14 protein-coding genes are annotated in these 17,443 nt (G+C 48.4%); all 14 read left to right on the top strand.

From position 1 onward, the window contains the following. Window positions 1-327 precede the first annotated feature (327 nt). Complete coding sequence (locus tag Q9R36_RS03000) at window positions 328-1,440, top strand: IS110 family RNA-guided transposase (protein ID WP_187445551.1); 1,113 nt, start codon at window positions 328-330, stop codon at window positions 1,438-1,440. Between the two features lie 906 nt (window positions 1,441-2,346). Then, window positions 2,347-4,713 (top strand): hypothetical protein, encoded by a 2,367-nt coding sequence (locus Q9R36_RS02995; protein WP_311224528.1) that lies wholly within the window; start codon window positions 2,347-2,349, stop codon window positions 4,711-4,713. After that, entirely contained in the window at window positions 4,713-5,648 is a 936-nt protein-coding gene (locus Q9R36_RS02990) for an ABC transporter ATP-binding protein (protein WP_311224527.1), read from the top strand. Before Q9R36_RS02995 ends, Q9R36_RS02990 begins: the two co-directional genes overlap by 1 nt. Next, window positions 5,645-6,484 (top strand): ABC transporter permease, encoded by an 840-nt coding sequence (locus tag Q9R36_RS02985; RefSeq protein WP_311224526.1) that lies wholly within the window; start codon window positions 5,645-5,647, stop codon window positions 6,482-6,484. The genes Q9R36_RS02990 and Q9R36_RS02985 overlap by 4 nt, the downstream gene beginning before the upstream one ends. A 13-nt stretch (window positions 6,485-6,497) precedes the next feature. After that, a complete protein-coding gene (locus tag Q9R36_RS02980) occupies window positions 6,498-8,039 on the top strand; it encodes a hypothetical protein (RefSeq protein ID WP_311224525.1) in 1,542 nt (513 codons plus the stop codon). Window positions 8,040-8,044: 5 nt separating this feature from the next. Next, window positions 8,045-9,061: an AAA family ATPase gene (locus Q9R36_RS02975; protein WP_311224524.1), complete on the top strand. Its 1,017-nt coding sequence runs from the start codon at window positions 8,045-8,047 to the stop codon at window positions 9,059-9,061. After that, a complete protein-coding gene (locus Q9R36_RS02970; protein ID WP_311224523.1) occupies window positions 9,054-9,920 on the top strand; it encodes a DUF58 domain-containing protein in 867 nt (288 codons plus the stop codon). Before Q9R36_RS02975 ends, Q9R36_RS02970 begins: the two co-directional genes overlap by 8 nt. An 11-nt stretch (window positions 9,921-9,931) precedes the next feature. Continuing rightward, window positions 9,932-11,698, top strand: coding sequence for a vWA domain-containing protein (locus tag Q9R36_RS02965; RefSeq protein WP_311224522.1), 1,767 nt, complete (start codon window positions 9,932-9,934; stop codon window positions 11,696-11,698). After that, window positions 11,682-14,444 (top strand): VWA domain-containing protein, encoded by a 2,763-nt coding sequence (locus Q9R36_RS02960; RefSeq protein ID WP_311224521.1) that lies wholly within the window; start codon window positions 11,682-11,684, stop codon window positions 14,442-14,444. Before Q9R36_RS02965 ends, Q9R36_RS02960 begins: the two co-directional genes overlap by 17 nt. 108 nt (window positions 14,445-14,552) lie before the next feature. Next, window positions 14,553-14,885: a putative DNA-binding protein gene (locus Q9R36_RS02955; protein WP_009795933.1), complete on the top strand. Its 333-nt coding sequence runs from the start codon at window positions 14,553-14,555 to the stop codon at window positions 14,883-14,885. Window positions 14,886-14,897: 12 nt separating this feature from the next. Then, window positions 14,898-16,247 carry a signal recognition particle protein gene (ffh, locus tag Q9R36_RS02950; protein WP_009795932.1) on the top strand — a complete coding sequence of 450 codons (1,350 nt, stop codon included), beginning with the start codon at window positions 14,898-14,900 and terminating at the stop codon, window positions 16,245-16,247. Between the two features lie 169 nt (window positions 16,248-16,416). Then, the gene (rpsP, locus tag Q9R36_RS02945; RefSeq protein WP_009795931.1) at window positions 16,417-16,689 is read left to right on the top strand and encodes a 30S ribosomal protein S16; all 273 of its coding nucleotides are present in this window, start codon (window positions 16,417-16,419) and stop codon (window positions 16,687-16,689) included. Window positions 16,690-16,700: 11 nt separating this feature from the next. Then, entirely contained in the window at window positions 16,701-16,931 is a 231-nt protein-coding gene (locus Q9R36_RS02940) for a KH domain-containing protein (RefSeq protein ID WP_009795930.1), read from the top strand. 117 nt (window positions 16,932-17,048) lie between these two features. Next, window positions 17,049-17,435 (top strand): YlqD family protein, encoded by a 387-nt coding sequence (locus Q9R36_RS02935; protein ID WP_311224520.1) that lies wholly within the window; start codon window positions 17,049-17,051, stop codon window positions 17,433-17,435. Window positions 17,436-17,443: the final 8 nt, after the last annotated feature.

Here is a 17,443-nt window from a genome sequence, read left to right as displayed (position 1 = left end):
ATGATAAAAGATCAGCAGCTGCAAATGCAGCTGCTTTTCAGTTTGGAGAAAAAGGTAGCATTAAAAGTTTTTTTTGCTGCCCTTTGCCTTTTATTCAGTAAGAACCAACTTGCTGCAAAATTAATTTGAAACCCGTTGATTGGAGTGGAAGGCACGTAGACTCCTGCGGGATTGCAGCGGCAGAGCTGAGACCCCGCAGGAGGTACGACGAGTTATCATGAACGAAACTAGCTCCTACTCGTAACATCGTAGGTTAATCTGGTTAGAATGTTTACTGTTAAAATACATTCCCAAATCAGAGCTACATTACGGAAGGAGCTAGTTATTATGCAGGATACCATAAAATACGTAGGTTTAGACGTCTCAAAAGAAAAGATTGCGGTCGCTATCGCAGAAGAAGGCCGGGCAGAGCCTAGATACTGGGGATTGATCCCCCATACCCCAGAAGCAGTAAAGAAATTAATGAAAAAGTTAGGCAGGCCTGAAACACTCCGAGTGTGTTATGAAGCCGGTCCGACCGGATATCCACTTTATCGGCTACTTATGGCAATGGGGATTCAGTGCTCGGTAATTGCCCCTTCTCTTATTCCTAAAAGACCCGGAGAACGCATTAAGACGGACCGCAGGGATTCTATTCGCTTAGCTCATTTGTACCGTGCTGGCGAATTGACTGCCATCTATGTTCCAGATAAAGAAGATGAGGCGCTGCGGGATCTTATTAGATGCAGAGAAGACGCCAAAGAAGACGAACTGAGGGGGAAGCATCGATTAAGTAAGTTTTTACTTCGCAATGACATTAAACCACCAAGTGGAATAAACAAGTGGACAAAAAAGTATTTTGAATGGCTTGATACTTTAAAGTTTGAAAACACTTCCCTGCAAATCACTTTCCAGGAATACTATCACCAAATTAAAGAATTATCACAACGGATTCTAAGGCTGGAAGAAGAAATTAGGATTCAGTCCAATGAAGGGGTTCACGCCCAGAAAATTCAGGCACTCCAATCATTAAGGGGTGTGGCTTTTATCACAGCGACAAGCATTGTGGCAGAAATCGGTTCGTTTAAACGTTTTACTACGCCCAAACAATTCATGGCGTATGTTGGTCTGATACCTAGCGAGTATTCAAGTGGAGAAAGAAGAAGCCAAGGACAGATAACCAAAACAGGAAATCGGCATGTGCGGCGATTATTGGTAGAGGCCTCATGGAGCTATAGATATAAGCCAGCTGTGAAAGGAGAACTTAAAAAACGACAAAACGGCCAGTCTCCAACTATCCAGGCAATATCATGGAAGGCACAGAACAGGCTGCATAAAAAGTATTTCCGTTTACTAGCGAGAGGTAAAGAAAGTCCAAAAGCCGTTACAGCTGTCGCGAGAGAATTGGCAGGATTTATTTGGGCAGTGATGCAAGAAGTAGAAGACATTCCTCAAGGGTAAAAAAGAGAAGTAGTGATCTATCGGAAGATAGAGGTTTTAAATAGAACTGAGAATAGGGCTCGAAGGCAAAGAGAAAAACCGGAAAGGAAGATCCACGTGCCTCCTCTGTGCTATATCTTAATAGATTAACGCACGTCGCGAGTTAGTGGCAGGTCCTTTATACGGAAAGATAAAATGTGAAAACCCACGAATATCAGAATGATAACCGCAGTTGAGTTTTTGCCTTCGTGCCGTGTTTTTATCTTCTATTCCTATCAATAACAGGAGGTCGATTATTCCTTCTTTTAGCTCTAACTAGCCTCTCATCGCTTGGATGGGCCGTCAAGGAGACCACTTGACCGCCCATCCAAGCGATGAGAATTGGTCAGTAAGCTAAAGAAGAAGCTATTCTAGCCAATTTGGCTAAATATCTAACCAGCACAAGAAGCCAAAATAGCTTCTCTTCTTAAAAGTGCCCAAAAATAAAACCAAAACGATGGTGGAGTGGGAATCTTGACAGTTTCGTTCATATCAGGAGGCTCAGCGCCGCCCCGTGGAAAGCGAAGTGCCTGGAGCGGAAATCAACACCCTTGTTCAGAAAAGTAACTCATGTGCTTGTGAAAAGGGTTCGATGTCCCGCGAAAAGCGAAGTGCCTGAAACGCAAATCAACATTCTTCGTCGACGAGCAAAACTTTTTAAAATGATCCAGCAGTCTGCAAAACGCAGGCTGTTTTTTTGAGCTTTAATTGGATTTTTTTCTCATTCCTTGTAGGGACATCCTGATTTATTTCGTCTATTATACATGAGCCGGCACCGCTTGCCGGAAAAGCAAAGTCAGCAATAGATTTATATTTTCAAAGAATTGCAAACTTTTGCCGGCTCCTGTTCGTCTATTGTAGTGGAATAATATTCTGGGGGGAGTTTTTTTGCGTAAACATACAAAAGCAATCATTGCTGTGATTGCTGCATTGCTGCTGTTTCTTATCTTAAACCAGCCTGCTTATGCAGCACCGGCAGACATCAGCATTTCAGTAGAAGCAGGCCTGGACGGAAATGTTAAAAGGGGAAAAGGCTTTCCCTTGACTATCAAAGCTGAAAATACAGGAGAGGCGTTCAGCGGGGATCTGCTGATTGATTTTCACCCTTCCTATAATTCCGGCGGAGCCATGAGCATCAAGGCAAATCTGCCGGAAAATTCTTCGAAAACCTTTCACATAACAATACCGGGCAATTCGGAGGACCACCCATCATCATATCAGAACCTCCCTGCCATCCACCTTTATAAAGGGAGCTGGAAGGACGGGAATAAAGTCAAGTTCTCCGGCGACACGAAGCTGAAGGCGAAATACATAGAAGGCGGAGAAATGACAATGGGCATCCTGAGCGAGGACTATGACCGGCTCAAGGAGCTGAGGATCCTTCCCTCTGCAGCAGTGGAGACACTTGAGCTGAAAAAAGAACAGCTTCCTGAAGAAGGGCTCGGGCTTGAAATGCTCGACTATCTCCTGCTCGACGAATTTGCTGTTTCCGACCTGACAGAGGCCCAGCAAAATGCCATTAAGGATTGGGTTGGGAATGGTGGAATACTGATTGCCGGTGCAGCTCCTGATGCGGGCCAATCCCTGGGTGTCCTTTATACACTTCTGCCGATGAAGCCGGATAAAGAAGGGGATTCTTCTGCCTCCTTTCTTGCGGAAAAAGGAGAGAATGAGCCTCCTTTCAAGGAGCTGCCTATGTTTTACGGCCCTGTCGAAAATCAGGCGGAAATCCTCTCGCTTAGCGGGAATGTCCCTGCAGCAGTGAAAGCTGACTATGGAAGCGGCACAATCCTGCAGACTGCCTTTTCACTCGGCGATGAGCCGCTGTCTTCCTGGACTGGCTACAGCAGGTGGTTTGGCGGGATTCTGCAGTCAGTCCCTGCACCATCTGCCGCAGGAAGCCAGTATGGACCGGATATTTATGATCCGCTGACCTATGAATTTGCTGAAGCAAATGAATATTTCCCTGCTTCCAGCTTTTCAATTGGTCAGCTCTTGCTGCTGCTCATCGGCTATATAATCGTCATTGTCCCGATCCTTTATTTTATTTTGAAGAAGCGGGACAAACGAGAACATGCCTGGTGGATCATCCCTTCTTTGGCTGTGCTGATGTCAGTGGCCATTTTTGGCATCGGGGCAAAAGACAGGCTTGGACAGCCTCAGGTCAATCAACTGGGCGTCTATAAAGCAGTGAACAGCCAGCTTATCGGTATTCAGGCGGCAACCCTGCTTTCAAACACAAGCGGTGAATATGCATTCTCTGTTCCCCGCGGGGAATTCAATGCGATCCCCAGCACTTTGAACAGACCGGGGACAGATCATTCCGGCGGCGGTGTCATTGAACAGAGCCGCAAGGAAACGAGGATTGTTTTTAATGCAGTAGAGTATTGGTCATCCAGGACCATATTCGGCAAATCGCAAAAAGAAAAGGAAGGCGGCCTGGAGGCTGATCTGACGCTTAAGGACAAACGGCTGTCAGGCACTGTGACAAATAGCTTCCCATATGATTTTGAAGAGCTGTATATATGGACCCGCTCGAATAAGATCAATGTCGGCAGCCTGAAAAAAGGTGAAACACTGAAAGTCGACGAAAAAGTGAAGAATGACTTTCTCACCGCCCCGTATATGTCGGGCGCCGGCTATGGCTATCCGGGGCCGAACCAGGATCTGGATCTGATGAAGAAAGAAAGGCTTGAATATGCTGCATCTGCCTTCCTTTTCTCAGGGAGCGGGACTGCTGAAGGCCCGATGCTGGCCGGACTTACGAAGGACAGTGTCATTGAGGCGGATCTTCTGTCCAAAAAAGAAAAAATTTCGGGCCTGAATCTCATCTTTGAACCATTTGAAGCGAAGGTTGATTTTACAGGCGAGTTCTCCCTGTCCAATGAGGTGCTTGATACCGAGCTTGAGGCGGTGCAGGGCATGGTTTACGAAAAGAACGTCAATGGCAGCAAAGATCAAATGATGGCTGATGATGGGGAATATCAGTTCATTGCATCTCTGCCTGCACAAGTGAAAGGAAAATCCCTGGCATTCAGTGAGCTGTCCGTATCGACAAAGGCCAAATTTGCTGAATATGCAGTCCTGAACCATGAATCTGGCGAAATGGAGCCGTTCGAATCAAAGCTCACTATCCAGGAAGATATCGGCAGCTATATTGGCAAAGATGGAAAAGTGGTTGTCCGCATTATCAAGACATCGAAGGACCCTCAAATCACGATGCCGAAAATAACGATTAAAGGGGAGGCATCCTAATGATAGAGATTATTGATTTAACAAAGAGATATGGTAAATTTACAGCCCTGAACAGCTTGAACCTCCAAATAGAAAAAGGTTCGGTCTTCGGGTTTGTCGGCCAGAACGGCGCAGGCAAATCGACCACCTTCTCTATTCTGGCGACACTGTTGGCGCCTACATCTGGAACCGCCTATGTAAATGGCTATAATGTCGCTGACGAGCCGAAGATGGTTCGCCGGCAAATCGGCTATATGCCAGATTTTTTTGGTGTTTATGATCAGCTGAAGGCAGAAGAGTATCTCCATTTTTACGGTGCCAGCTATGGGATCGATTTCAAGGAAAGGGAAAAGCTTATTCCCCAGCTCCTGGACCTGGTCAACCTTGAGCACAAACGCGATTCTTATGTTGACCTGCTCTCAAGGGGAATGAAACAGAGGCTCTGTCTGGCAAGGAGCCTCATCCATGACCCGGAAGTCCTTATCCTCGATGAACCTGCATCAGGGCTCGACCCGCGGGCGCGCGTGGAAATGAGGGAGATATTGAAGGAGCTGAAGAACATGGGCAAGACCATTCTTATTTCTTCACATATCCTCCCGGAGCTTGCAGAAATGTGCGACACGATCGGGATCATCGATCAAGGGATGCTGGTAGCTGAAGGGTCAGTCACAGAAATACAGGCAAAACTGCGCGGAGAGAAACTGATCATGGTCAAAGTCCTTAAGGATGTGCACAAAGCCTTTTCATTCTTTGAGGACACTCCCGGTGTGAGCGGGCTAAGACCCGGGGAAGGTGAAAATTTACTCCAGTTTGTCTACAAAGGGGATGATGCCGGCCAGATTGCTCTGCTGAAAAACGCGATAGAAGCCGGTCTCTCAATTGCTAGCTTTGCAGAAGCGGAAACCGACCTTGAAGATGTATTCATGGAAATTACGAAAGGAGTGGAACTTTCATGAAAAATTTTGCCGTAAATCCCGTCCTGAATAAAGAAATAAAACTGCGGTTCCGCTCGTTCAAGAGCTTTCTCGGCGTATTATTTTATCTCCTGGCATTAGGTGTTATTATATTGGGTTTCATTTTTATTAATATGATGTCGAACAGCCAGGGGTATTTCAAGCCTGACCAGAGCAGGGAGATGTTCATTGTCCTGTCCTTTCTGCAGCTTGCCCTGATATTGTTCATTACACCCGGGCTGACAGCAGGGGTCATCAGCAGTGAAAGAGAGAGGCAGACCCTTAATATCATGCTGACGACGACACAGAGCTCCGCGAGCATCATCATCAGCAAGCTCGTATCTGCTATTTCCTTCCTGCTCCTGCTTATCGTAGCCAGCCTTCCGCTTTACAGCATCGTATTCCTGTTTGGAGGGGTATCTCCTGGACAGGTGGCCCTGACACTCGGATTCTACATCTTTACGATCATGGTTTACGGCAGCCTTGGGGTATTGTTTTCAACGCTGATCCGGAAAACAGTCGTTTCTATGGTTACAACCTATGGGGCCACACTTTTTCTGGTCGGGGGAACGGCATTTCTGACGATGATTTTGATGCAGTTAGGGAATATGAATCCAAATGTGCAGACAGACAGCCCGTTTGCTTATTTTACCGCCATGCTGAATCCTGCCATGGTCCTTCTCGGCATTTTTACACCTGACTTTCTGAGGGAGCTTGCTAATGAGACAGGAATCGAATTTCCGCTCTGGATCGCCCACCTGATCGCAAGCTCGGTGATTTTTGTGCTGGCGCTGCTGATCAGCATAAGAAAGCTCAGGCCAAATATGAAAAAGGGATAGGAGTTGTCAGCGTATGGCCAAACAAAACAGGGAGCAGTTCTTAAATCTGCTGAAGCCTGTCCGGCGCCAGCTTCTCTTTGCAGCTGCAATGAAGGAGCTTCAGCTTCTCCTTTTTTACGGAGGTGCCTCCATACTTATCGTCCTGCTTTTGGCCCGGACGGTGGTCATCACAAATCTGCCGGTATATCTTTTTGCAGCTGCTTTTGCGTCTCTATCTTTTTCTTTCTGGAGGTTCTGGATCCGGAAGCCGGGCTTTCGGGAGGCAGCTGCCGTTTACAACCGCTTTGTACCTGATGACAGGGTGCTTACGGCATACTCACTATTGAACAGCGAAGGGCTAATGGAGCTGCTGCAGCTTGAAGAGGCCTTAGCTTATATGAAGATGGACCAGGCATCTGTCCTGAAACGCAAAAAGCAGTTCTTCTACCCTAAATGGTTCCTCGGAGCGCTGGCTGTTCTTCTCGCCGTTTCAGCCGCCGCTTTTCTTCCCAGCACGAAAATGGAAAGAGCAAGCCAGCTTGACGAAGAAAAAGAAATTGTAGAATCCGCTGAAAAACAGCTCAATGAAAAAGCAGAGAAAGAGAAGAATCCGGAAACAAGGAAGCTGATAGAGGAAACGGCAGATGAAATCAGCAAGCTTGACTCTGCCGCAGAGGCTTTGAAAGAGCTTGAAAAAAAGAATAAGTCGCTGGAGCTGCAGAAAATGAAGGAGCAGGAAAGGCAAAGGAAGCTAGAAGAAACTAAAAGCCGGCTTGATAATGCCGGCTTAAGCTCCCTTGCGGCTGCACTGGATAACAAAGACCTGAACAAAGCGATGGATGAGCTGAAGGAACTGCAGAAAAATCTGGAGGAACTTTCAGATAAGCAAAAAGAAGCTCTCCAGGAGCTGGCTCAAAAGGACGGGCCTTTGACAGATAAAGAGCTCGATAAGCTGGCACAGCAGCTGGAGCAAGCCTTAAACTCCTCCGATGCATTGTCCAGGCTCGCTGCCGCACAGCAGGCTGTCGGCCAGGCAGGGACAAAACTCCACAGCCAAATGTCTGCTAATGGAATGAATCCGGGACAGCTGGCTCTCTCAGGATCCACCGGACAGCCCGCCCCCGGGCAGAGTCCTGGCCAGAGCACAGGCACGGGCGCCCAGCAGCCTGGCAAAGGAAACGCCGGGAATGGATCCGGAAGCGGCTCAGGCACCGGCTCAGGCACCGGCTCAGGTTCAGGTTCAGGCTCAGGCTCAAGCGGATCGGGTTCATCCTCAGGCGGAATGGGATCAGGTGCCGGACTTGGCCAAGGCTCGAGGGAGCTCCTGACTGTGCCGGAAAGGATTACGGGCCAGGTGAATACGGAAACTGATTCAGGCCAATTAGGCGATGGAGGGCCGGCCGGACAAAGCGAGGGAGCCGGGCCCATCCTGCGGGGGAGCGCCAGGCCGTACAGCGAAGTCTATGAATCTTATGAACGATCTTACCGGGAAAGCTCTGAGCGCTACAAGCTGCCTGATGAACTGGCAGAAATCGTAAAGAACTATTTTACAAATATAGATCCTGATGGAGAGTGAGAAATATGGCGTCAATTGAAGAGAAGGCAAACCGATTTAAAGAAGCAGCCGCTATCCTGGATAAAGTGAAGGAAGAAATCAGGTCATTTATCGTCGGGCAGGAGGACGTGATCGATCAGGTGCTGTGGAGCATCATCTCCGGCGGCCATGTACTGCTTGAAGGCCTCCCCGGCATGGGGAAGACCATGCTGGTCAAGACAATATCGGAAAGCATGGATCTGAAGTTTTCGCGGATCCAGTTCACTCCTGACCTCATGCCATCCGATATAACAGGAACCATGCTTCTGCAGCCTGACGGGAGCGGGAAGCAAGCTTTTGTTTTTCATGAAGGGCCTTTATTTGGAAACATCATTCTCGCAGATGAAATCAACCGTGCGACGCCGAAAACACAAAGTTCGCTGCTGGAAGCGATGGGGGAAAAAACAGTCACAATCATGGGTGAGACAAAAATGATGGACCGCCCATTCTTTGTTCTGGCTACCCAGAACCCGATTGATATGGAAGGGACCTATCCGCTTCCTGAAGCACAGCTGGACAGGTTCATATGCAAAATTCAGGTCTCATACCCGACGAAGGAAGAATTGAAAGAGATCGTATTAAGGACGACAGGGACCCGGACTGCCTCCGTTCAAAAAGCAGCTGCAAAAAAAGATGTATTGGAGATCCAGGATTTGGCGAAGGAGATTCTGGTCAGTGAAGAAATGATTGATGCAGCTGTATCGATCATTTCAGCCACACATCCAGAGTCGCCGGATGCAACGGGGATGGTCAGGCAGTACATCCAGTTCGGGAGCGGCCCAAGGGGACTGCAGAGCCTGATCATGATGGCGAAAGCAAGGGCAATGTCACAGGGGAGATACCATGTTTCCATGGGAGATTTAAGGAAGGCAGCGCTCCCGGTGCTCCGCCACCGCCTCATCGTAAACTTTGAAGCTGACAGCAGCGGCATTTCGGCAGATGAAATCATCCGGGATCTGGTCGAATCCAGAAATCCTGCCAGGGATGGCCGTCAGCATGCATAAAGGAGGCGGACTTCTTTCAAGGCTGCAGAAAAAGCGCCTGCAGGTCAAAACGAAGAAGCGCGGCGCCCATAAAGGGACAAGGCAGTCCAGCGGCTTTGGTTCTTCTCTTGAATTTTCCGATTTCAGGCTCTATCAGCCGGGAGACGATGTCAGGCAAATCGACTGGAATGTTTTCGGTCGCACCCAAAAGCATTATATAAAGCGGTTCCTCGATGAACAGGAGATTTCAGCTGCTGTTTATCTGGACACATCCTCTTCCATGCAAAGCATTGACCAAAAATGGAAGCTGGCTAAAGAATTGGCCGCCTCACTCTGCTATATCGCTCTTTCAGGTGGAGACAGGCTCTATTTCGCCTCTTTGCCCTCTGGAAGTAAAGCCTCTCTCAGAAGAAAAGGAGCCAATTACAGCAAGCAGGTATATGCAGAAATCCTCCAGCTGGAAGGTGCCGGAATCAATGAGGGTTATTCAGACCATTTAAGCCGTGCCCTGCAAAAAAACCAGCAGCTGTCCATCCTCATTACCGACACTATGGAGCCGCTCAGCGTTCTTGAGTCTGCAATGAAAAGGATAGGGGCCATGAAACAGGATTTCTGGCTGCTGCAGATTCTGGCTAAGGAGGAAGCCGAGCCGAATTACAGTGGAGATATCAGGCTGATTGACAGCGAAAGCAGTACTTCTGTTAATGTCAGTATGAATCCCGTGATTGTTGATGGATATAAGAAGAGGCTGGAAGAGCATGGCAGGCAGCTTGAGGCGGCCTGCAGGAAATATGGGGGGCAGTTTGTACCGATTACAGCTGAAACAGACATCCAGACCATTTTATTGCGCATCCTGCCTGGTAAAGGCATGTTGAATTGAGGTGAAACACGATGCTCTTTTTTAGCCCGATCTATTTTTTATTAGTCTTTTTTATCATCGCCTTTATATTATTCTACTTTTTCCGGAAGCAGTTTGATGAGAAAATCATTCCTTCCAATATGCTTTGGGTGGAGGCAGTGAATGAGTGGCAGGCATCGCCCTGGCTGAAGAAGCTTCAGCAGAATCTATTATTCTGGCTGCAGCTTCTCTCCCTGCTGCTGCTGCTGTTCGCGCTGGTCCGGCCTTACTGGTTAGGAGAAGAATTAAAGGGGAGCCGCTTGATATTTGTTGTCGATCCCTCTGCATCCATGCTTGCTGAAAGAGATGGTGAACCGGTCTTTGAGAAGGCAAGGGAGAAGATGCTTTCGCTTGCCGGCAGCATGGCCGGCCAGGAGGTTACTCTGATAAGAGCCGGGGAGAATCCGGAGATCCTCCTGTCGGGGGAAAAGGAGAAAGCTGCTGTTAAAAAGTCAATCAATGCTCTTGAAATTACTTATGAGCATGAAAACATGACTAAAGCGCTGCAGCTGGCCAATTCTTTGGCAGATGCAGAGAATTCAGCTATATACATATTTTCTGATGGATTTGAAAAAGAAGCAGCCGCGGCCCTGGATGAAGGAAATTATACAGAAGTCCATAATTTCGGAAAAGAAGGGCAGAATCTTGCGCTTTTATCTTTTGGTGTTGTCCGGGAAGGCGAGGGGATTGCCGGAGGCGCTTCCGTTGAGAACCAGTCAGCGGAGGAGGCCGCTTTTTCCTTCCGGATACTATATGAGGGCCAGGTGCTCTTTGAACAGGAAGTGGAGATTGAAGGAAACGGGCAAACTGTAGTCCAGATTCCCGGACTCCCCGAGCATCCGTATTATAAGGCAGAAATAAGGGCGGATGATGCTTATCAAGCCGACAATGAGCTGACAGCGATCTATAATGAGCCGAGCCAAAAGGTGATTGCCGTTGGCAGCATCAGTCCATTTGTGCTGAAAGGCTTTGAAACATGGGGTGCTGAACTGGTTCAGGCCGATCCTTCAACAGCTGCAGCCGGGGAAGAAGGCATATACCTTGCAGATGCCGGCAGCCTTGAAGCGGCAGAGGGAAGGCCTGTAATCATCTTCAATGCGGAAACAGGAAGGGAAAAGCTGGAAGAACTGCCGGAGGCCGCGGATGATCCGATTCTTGAACATGTGGGGGCCGAGAGTATTTTCATTGATTCCTCGTACGAGCCGCTTAAAGGTGATTGGGAAACCCTCCTGCAGTCAGGCGGGCGCCCTCTGATCCAGAAGGGAACACAGAATGGGACTCCGGCTTTGCTGATCAATTTCGCTTTGGAAGATTCTGATTGGCCATTGCAGCCCGGTTTTCCGGTCTTCTTGTATAATGCCTATCAATGGCTGGCTGCCCAGTCAGATTTTCTTGGCTATTTTTCACCAGGGGAAGAGAAGTGGCTCAATGCAGGGGCTGGCTCTGGTTCACTGGATATTTACAATGATGAAAACGAAAATCTATATTCACTGGATCTGGCAAAGGAAAACTTTGCTGCTCCCTATAAGCCGGGAGTCTACCAGGCTGCCGCAGGGGAAGAACATTATTTTTTCTCTGTCCTGCTTGATGACAGGGAAAAAGCTGCCAGGCATGCCTCTTCCTTTACAATGAATAATAAAAGTGCTTCAAATGGCTATGAGGAAAAAGAGCAGAACGGACTTTGGTTTTGGCTCGCATTATTCGCTTTCATCCTGATAGCAGCAGAATGGGAGGTGTTCAGGCGTGGGAATAGAATTTAAACATCCTTTTATGCTTTTGCTCATCATTCCTTCCCTGCTCCTGGTATTCTTGTACATCAAGACAGCAAAGGGCAGGGGAAATAGGAAGGGAGCAGCTGTGATGAGGGCCATCGTGTTCATTCTGCTTGCCTTTGCGCTGGCTGTCCCTTCAATCAGACTGCCTGCTCCGGGAAAAACGGTGGTTTTCATCGCCGACCGCTCTGCCAGTGTGCAGGGCAGGGAAGGAGAGCTGCTGGATTTCATCGATGCCGGAATTCAGTCCAAAGGAAAGGAAGATTCATATGCCGTGATCTCGGCTGGAGAAACAGCTGCTGCTGAAAGCTCTCTGGCCAGTATGAAGGGGGAGTTCCGGGAGTTCAGTACTGACACCGGGAAGGGTGAAACGAATCTCGAGGCAGGCATTCAGCTGGCTTCGACTCTCATGCCGGAGGAAACCCCTGGGAGGATTGTCCTTTTATCAGACGGAAGGGAAACGGCCGGAAGCAGCCGTGAAGCGGCAAAGCTTTTGAAGAACCGGGGGATAGAGCTTGATTATGTCCTGCTGGACAGCAGCAGGAAAGAGGACATGTCCATTTCCAGCCTGGAAGTCCCTCCGGCCTTATATGAAGGTGAAGAAGCATCCATCACAATGGCGATAGACAGCAATTCTTCAAAAGAAGCTGATTTAAGGCTTTCTGTAAACAGCCGGGAAGTCCTGAAAGAGAGTATCACGGTTAAAGAAGGAAAAAATGTCTATACCTTCAAGCACAAAATCGATGAAACAGGCTTATCCGCAATCAAGGCTGAAATTTCCGCTGAAGGGGATGGATTCATAGAAAACAATAGCCTTCAGTCTGCTGTCAATATTAAAGGGACTCCCAAGGTTTTGATCGTAGAGCAGGAAAAAAGCCAGCTTGAAAACATACTGGACGGGTCAGGACTTCTGGCCGATTCCATCGTGCCGGAAAAACTGCCTACCTCACTTTCCGGGTTTCTTCCCTATCAGTCCATCATTTTCAATAATATACCGGCAACGGTGGTTTCCGAGAATCAGATGATGCTTATCGAAAAGGCTGTAAAGGAATTTGGCTCAGGATTCATTATGGCGGGGGGAGAGAACAGCTTTGGTCTTGGCGGCTATTTCAAAACGCCGATTGAAAAGCTGCTGCCTGTCAACATGGATATTAAAGGGAAGAAGGAAATGCCCTCCCTCGGCCTTATGATTGTAATGGACCGTTCTGGAAGCATGGCAGGGAGCAAGCTGGAACTGGCAAAAGAGGCGGCAGCAAGATCAGTTGAACTCTTGCGAGAGAAAGATACTTTGGGATTCATAGCATTTGATGACCGGCCGTGGGTCATCGTGGAAACCGGACCGCTTGAAGATAAAAAGGACGCGGTGGACAAAATTGGCTCAGTCACTCCCGGGGGAGGCACGGAGATCTTTACTTCCCTCGAAAAAGCATACGAAGAGCTGGAGAACCTTAAGCTCCAGCGGAAGCATATCATCCTCCTGACAGACGGGCAGTCTGCCAGGAGCACTGATTATGAAAGCATGATAGAGACGGGGAAAGAAAACAATATTACTCTATCGACTGTGGCGCTTGGAAGCGATGCCGACCGGAATCTGCTGGAAGAGCTGGCTGGGCTTGGTACCGGGCGCTTCTACGATGTCACGGATTCATCGGTGATTCCGAGCATTCTATCAAGGGAAACTGTTATGGCGACGAGAACATATATCGAAGACAATCCTTTTTATCCATCTTTGCGGCCGTATCCGGAATGGGGCGATTTTTTTGCAGGCGGCGTTCCGCAGATGAATGCCTATATTGCTTCTGAAGCCAAACAGGGTGCAGAGGTCCCCCTTCTCAGTGAGAAAGAGGATCCGATCCTGGCTCAATGGCAGTATGGCATCGGCCATACGATCGCCTTTACTTCGGATATAAGCGGAAAATGGTCGGGGGACTGGGCCCGCTGGGAAAAATGGCCGCAGTTCATCAATAAACTCGCCAGCATTTCACTTCCAAAATATGAGAGCGAAGCTTACAGCCTTTCAGTCCGAAGAGAAAACGAAGAAACTGCCGTTTTGCTTGAAGGAAACAGCAAGGCTGCCCTCCCTGCAGAAATAGCAGTTATTTCAGATAGCGGGGAAAAAATTGATGCAAGCACTAAACTGGCAGCTCCCGGCAAGTACGAAATTAAAATGCCTTCAGAGCCTGGCATGTTTTATGTCAATATCAGCCAGCAAAGCCTGTCGGGAGAAACAAGGACCTATAAAACCGGCTTTACTCTCCCGTATTCAGAAGAATATTTGATGCAAAAAGAAAATGAAGGACTCCTTAAGGAAATCTCTGCCTTGACGGGAGGAGAGCGGCTCGAAGAAGGCAAGGAGGCATTCCGCCCGCTGAAGGCAGGAAGTTTTGAAAAGGCATCAATCAGTGAATGGCTGCTTCTTGCTGCATTCCTCCTCTTCTTTGCGGAGATAGCGGCCAGGAGGTTCGGGCTCAGGCTGATTCCGGACAGACGAAGGACCAGGAAGGCTGCAGCGGCCGGTGGAAGCCGGCCATTAGAGAAAACAGCTGCCAAAGTTCGGGCGGCCGACCGGCAGAAAGGCGTCCGGGTTCCGGAGTCCCGCGCTCAGGTAGCAGAGCCCGCCGCGCGGCAGGGTGAGGTCCGGAAACCAAAAGGACGCTCTGGAGCAAGCATCAGTCCGGATGAGCGGGAAGAGAGAATGAAACGCCTGCTGGAAGCCAAAAAGAGGAAACGCTGACAAAGGCCGAAGAAGCGGCGCCGGGCCCGGATTTCCTTGACACAGTTTGGGGTTCTGTGTAAACTGTTTTATTGTAAAGGCTTTTCACTTAACAAGGGGGAATGAGCTATGCTGGAGAAGACGACGAGGATGAACTATCTGTATGACTTTTATCAGTCGTTGTTGACGCCGAAGCAGCGGAGCTATATGTCCCTGTATTATCTGGATGATTATTCGCTCGGTGAGATTGCCGAGGAATATGACGTCAGCCGGCAGGCAGTGTACGATAACATCAAGCGTACCGAAGCAATGCTGGAGGAATATGAAGAAAAGCTGCTGTTATTTCATAAATTTCAACAGCGCAGCAAACTTATTCGCGAAATGAGAACTTTTCTTGAAGAAGGCAGTCCTTCCCATCAATTTCTGATGGAAGCAGTGGCTGAGCTAGAGAAATTAGATTAGGAGGCGGCATATATGGCATTTGAAGGATTAGCCGACCGACTGCAAAATACGATACAGAAGATCCGCGGCAAAGGGAAAGTATCCGAGGCGGACGTCAAAGAGATGATGCGCGAAGTGCGCCTGGCCCTTTTGGAAGCAGACGTCAACTTTAAGGTTGTCAAAGAGTTTGTGAAAAAGGTCAGCGAGCGTTCAATCGGCCAGGAAGTGCTGAAGAGCCTGACGCCGGGCCAGCAGGTTATAAAGGTTGTTAAAGAGGAGCTTACCGAACTGATGGGCGGGGAGCAGAGCAAAGTGGCGGTATCCAATCGCCCGCCGACCGTGATCATGATGGTCGGGCTCCAGGGTGCCGGTAAAACGACCACCACAGGGAAGCTTGCGAACCTGCTCCGTAAAAAGCATAACCGCAATCCGCTGCTGGTGGCTGCGGACATCTACCGTCCGGCTGCCATCAAACAGCTTGAAACGCTCGGCAAACAGATCAATATGCCTGTATTCTCTCTCGGCGACCAGGTCTCGCCTGTTGAGATAGCCAGGCAGGCCATCGCCAAGGCGAAGGAAGACCACCATGATTATGTGCTGATCGATACGGCAGGGCGCCTTCATGTGGATGAAGCCCTCATGGATGAGCTCAAACAGATCAAGGAGCTTTCCAAGCCGGATGAGATCTTCCTTGTCGTAGATGCAATGACAGGGCAGGATGCAGTGAATGTCGCCCAGAGCTTCAACGAGCAGCTGGGGCTGACAGGCGTTGTCCTGACAAAGCTTGACGGCGATACACGGGGGGGAGCTGCGCTTTCCATCCGTTCTGTTACCAGCACGCCGATCAAATTCGTCGGACTCGGGGAAAAGATGGATGCAATTGAAGCCTTCCATCCGGAAAGAATGGCGTCCCGGATACTCGGCATGGGAGATGTCCTCACCTTGATCGAGAAGGCTCAATCCAATGTTGATGAAGAAAAGGCAAAAGAGCTCGAAAAGAAAATGCGGACTGCTTCCTTTACCTTTGATGACTTCCTTGACCAGCTTGGCCAGGTCCGCAATATGGGGCCGCTGGATGAAATTCTGAAAATGATGCCCGGCGCCAACAAAATCAAGGGGCTTAATAATATGCAGATCGATGAAAAGCAGATCGCGCATGTCGAGGCCATCATCAAATCGATGACAAAGGAAGAGAAGACACATCCGGAAATCATCAACGCGAACCGCCGGAAGAGGATTGCGAAGGGCAGCGGCAGGACCGTACCCGAAGTGAACCGTCTTCTCAAGCAGTTCGAGGATATGAAAAAAATGATGAAGCAGATGACAGGAATGCAGCAAAAGGGGAAAAAGAAAGGCTTCAAGCTGCCTTTCAATCCGTTTTGATTTTTGTCCCTCTGCACCTGGAAAGCATGTCCCGGCATGCTCAAAAGCACGGCTGAAAAGCCGCGGGAATCAAGTTTTTATAACATGTAAAGAAAAAACACTTTACAAACCATTTATCTATTGATATTATATTATCTTGTGTGAAACTATTCGGAGGTGCTTATTTAACATGGCAGTAAAAATTCGCTTAAAACGTATGGGAGCTAAAAAATCCCCTTTCTATCGTATTGTAGTAGCAGATTCTCGTTCTCCTCGTGACGGACGTTTCATTGAAACAGTTGGAACTTACAATCCAGTTGCACAGCCTGCGAAGGTTGAAATCAACGAAGAGCTTGCTCTTAAATGGATGAACGATGGCGCTAAGCCTTCTGACACAGTACGCAACCTGTTCTCTAAAGAAGGCATTATGGAGAAATTCCATAACGCTAAGAACGGCAAGTAATTCTGCGCGTGATGAAAGAGCTTATCGAAACGATCGTTAAGCCCCTGGTTGATTTTCCCGATGATGTCCGGGTGGATGTCCGGGAAGATGACCACCGCGTTACCTATCAGCTTTCTGTCAACAAGAGTGACATGGGGAAAGTGATCGGGAAGCAAGGGCGCGTCGCTAAATCGATACGGACTGTTGTGTATGCAGCAGGATCATCACAGCAAAAAAGAATTTTCTTGGAAATAACTGAATGAACCTTCCCGAGGCATGTCCGGAGGAATTAGAAAAAGGAGGGGGATCCCCTCCTTTTTTTACCATTCAGAAGCTTTTAGAAGTTGGTTCGGTACCAGGACGCTGAAGGAGGCTTAAGGGTGAAAATACTTCAAACCGCCACAGTTAAACAGATCTTAACCGAAAAAAGCAAAAGGAAGCTTTTTGAAACCTATATGGAAAGAAAAACACAGCTTTTGAAAGAATGTGAACAGCTTCGCTTTGAAGCGAGAAAGATAGAGAAATCGAAAAAGTTCCAGCAGGCAGGCCTGACTGCCAATTTTGAAAAAGAAACAGACAGGCGCAAAGAAAAGATCAAGCTGCTGGAGTTTCAAATAGAACAACTACATATGCTACCATTAGGCAGTGAACTGAAGGAAAAAGAAGTTCAGGCTGTCGTGGAGATCGGCATTGGCGACACCTGGGATGAGGTATCCGCAAACAAAACCATCATCATTGAAGATGGAGTCGTTAAAGAAATTCGCTAGAGGTGATC

This window comes from Bacillus sp. AG4(2022), assembly GCF_031844465.1.
GTDB classification, from domain to species: Bacteria; Bacillota; Bacilli; order Bacillales; family Cytobacillaceae; genus Bacillus_AB; species Bacillus_AB infantis.
The sequence above is the reverse complement of the archived record's forward strand: the minus strand, read 5'-3'. Positions and strand labels throughout refer to the sequence as shown.

Bases quoted from the DNA above. Each gene is read 5' to 3' on its own strand.
- Q9R36_RS03000 (WP_187445551.1), top strand. From the start codon at position 328: ATGCAGGATACCATAAAATACGTAGGTTTAGACGTCTCAAAAGAAAAG.
- Q9R36_RS02990 (WP_311224527.1), top strand. From the start codon at position 4,713: ATGATAGAGATTATTGATTTAACAAAGAGATATGGTAAATTTACAGCC.
- Q9R36_RS02985 (WP_311224526.1), top strand. From the start codon at position 5,645: ATGAAAAATTTTGCCGTAAATCCCGTCCTGAATAAAGAAATAAAACTG.
- Q9R36_RS02980 (WP_311224525.1), top strand. From the start codon at position 6,498: ATGGCCAAACAAAACAGGGAGCAGTTCTTAAATCTGCTGAAGCCTGTC.
- Q9R36_RS02975 (WP_311224524.1), top strand. From the start codon at position 8,045: ATGGCGTCAATTGAAGAGAAGGCAAACCGATTTAAAGAAGCAGCCGCT.
- Q9R36_RS02970 (WP_311224523.1), top strand. From the start codon at position 9,054: ATGCATAAAGGAGGCGGACTTCTTTCAAGGCTGCAGAAAAAGCGCCTG.
- Q9R36_RS02965 (WP_311224522.1), top strand. From the start codon at position 9,932: ATGCTCTTTTTTAGCCCGATCTATTTTTTATTAGTCTTTTTTATCATC.
- Q9R36_RS02955 (WP_009795933.1), top strand. From the start codon at position 14,553: ATGCTGGAGAAGACGACGAGGATGAACTATCTGTATGACTTTTATCAG.
- ffh (WP_009795932.1), top strand. From the start codon at position 14,898: ATGGCATTTGAAGGATTAGCCGACCGACTGCAAAATACGATACAGAAG.
- rpsP (WP_009795931.1), top strand. From the start codon at position 16,417: ATGGCAGTAAAAATTCGCTTAAAACGTATGGGAGCTAAAAAATCCCCT.
- Q9R36_RS02940 (WP_009795930.1), top strand. From the start codon at position 16,701: ATGAAAGAGCTTATCGAAACGATCGTTAAGCCCCTGGTTGATTTTCCC.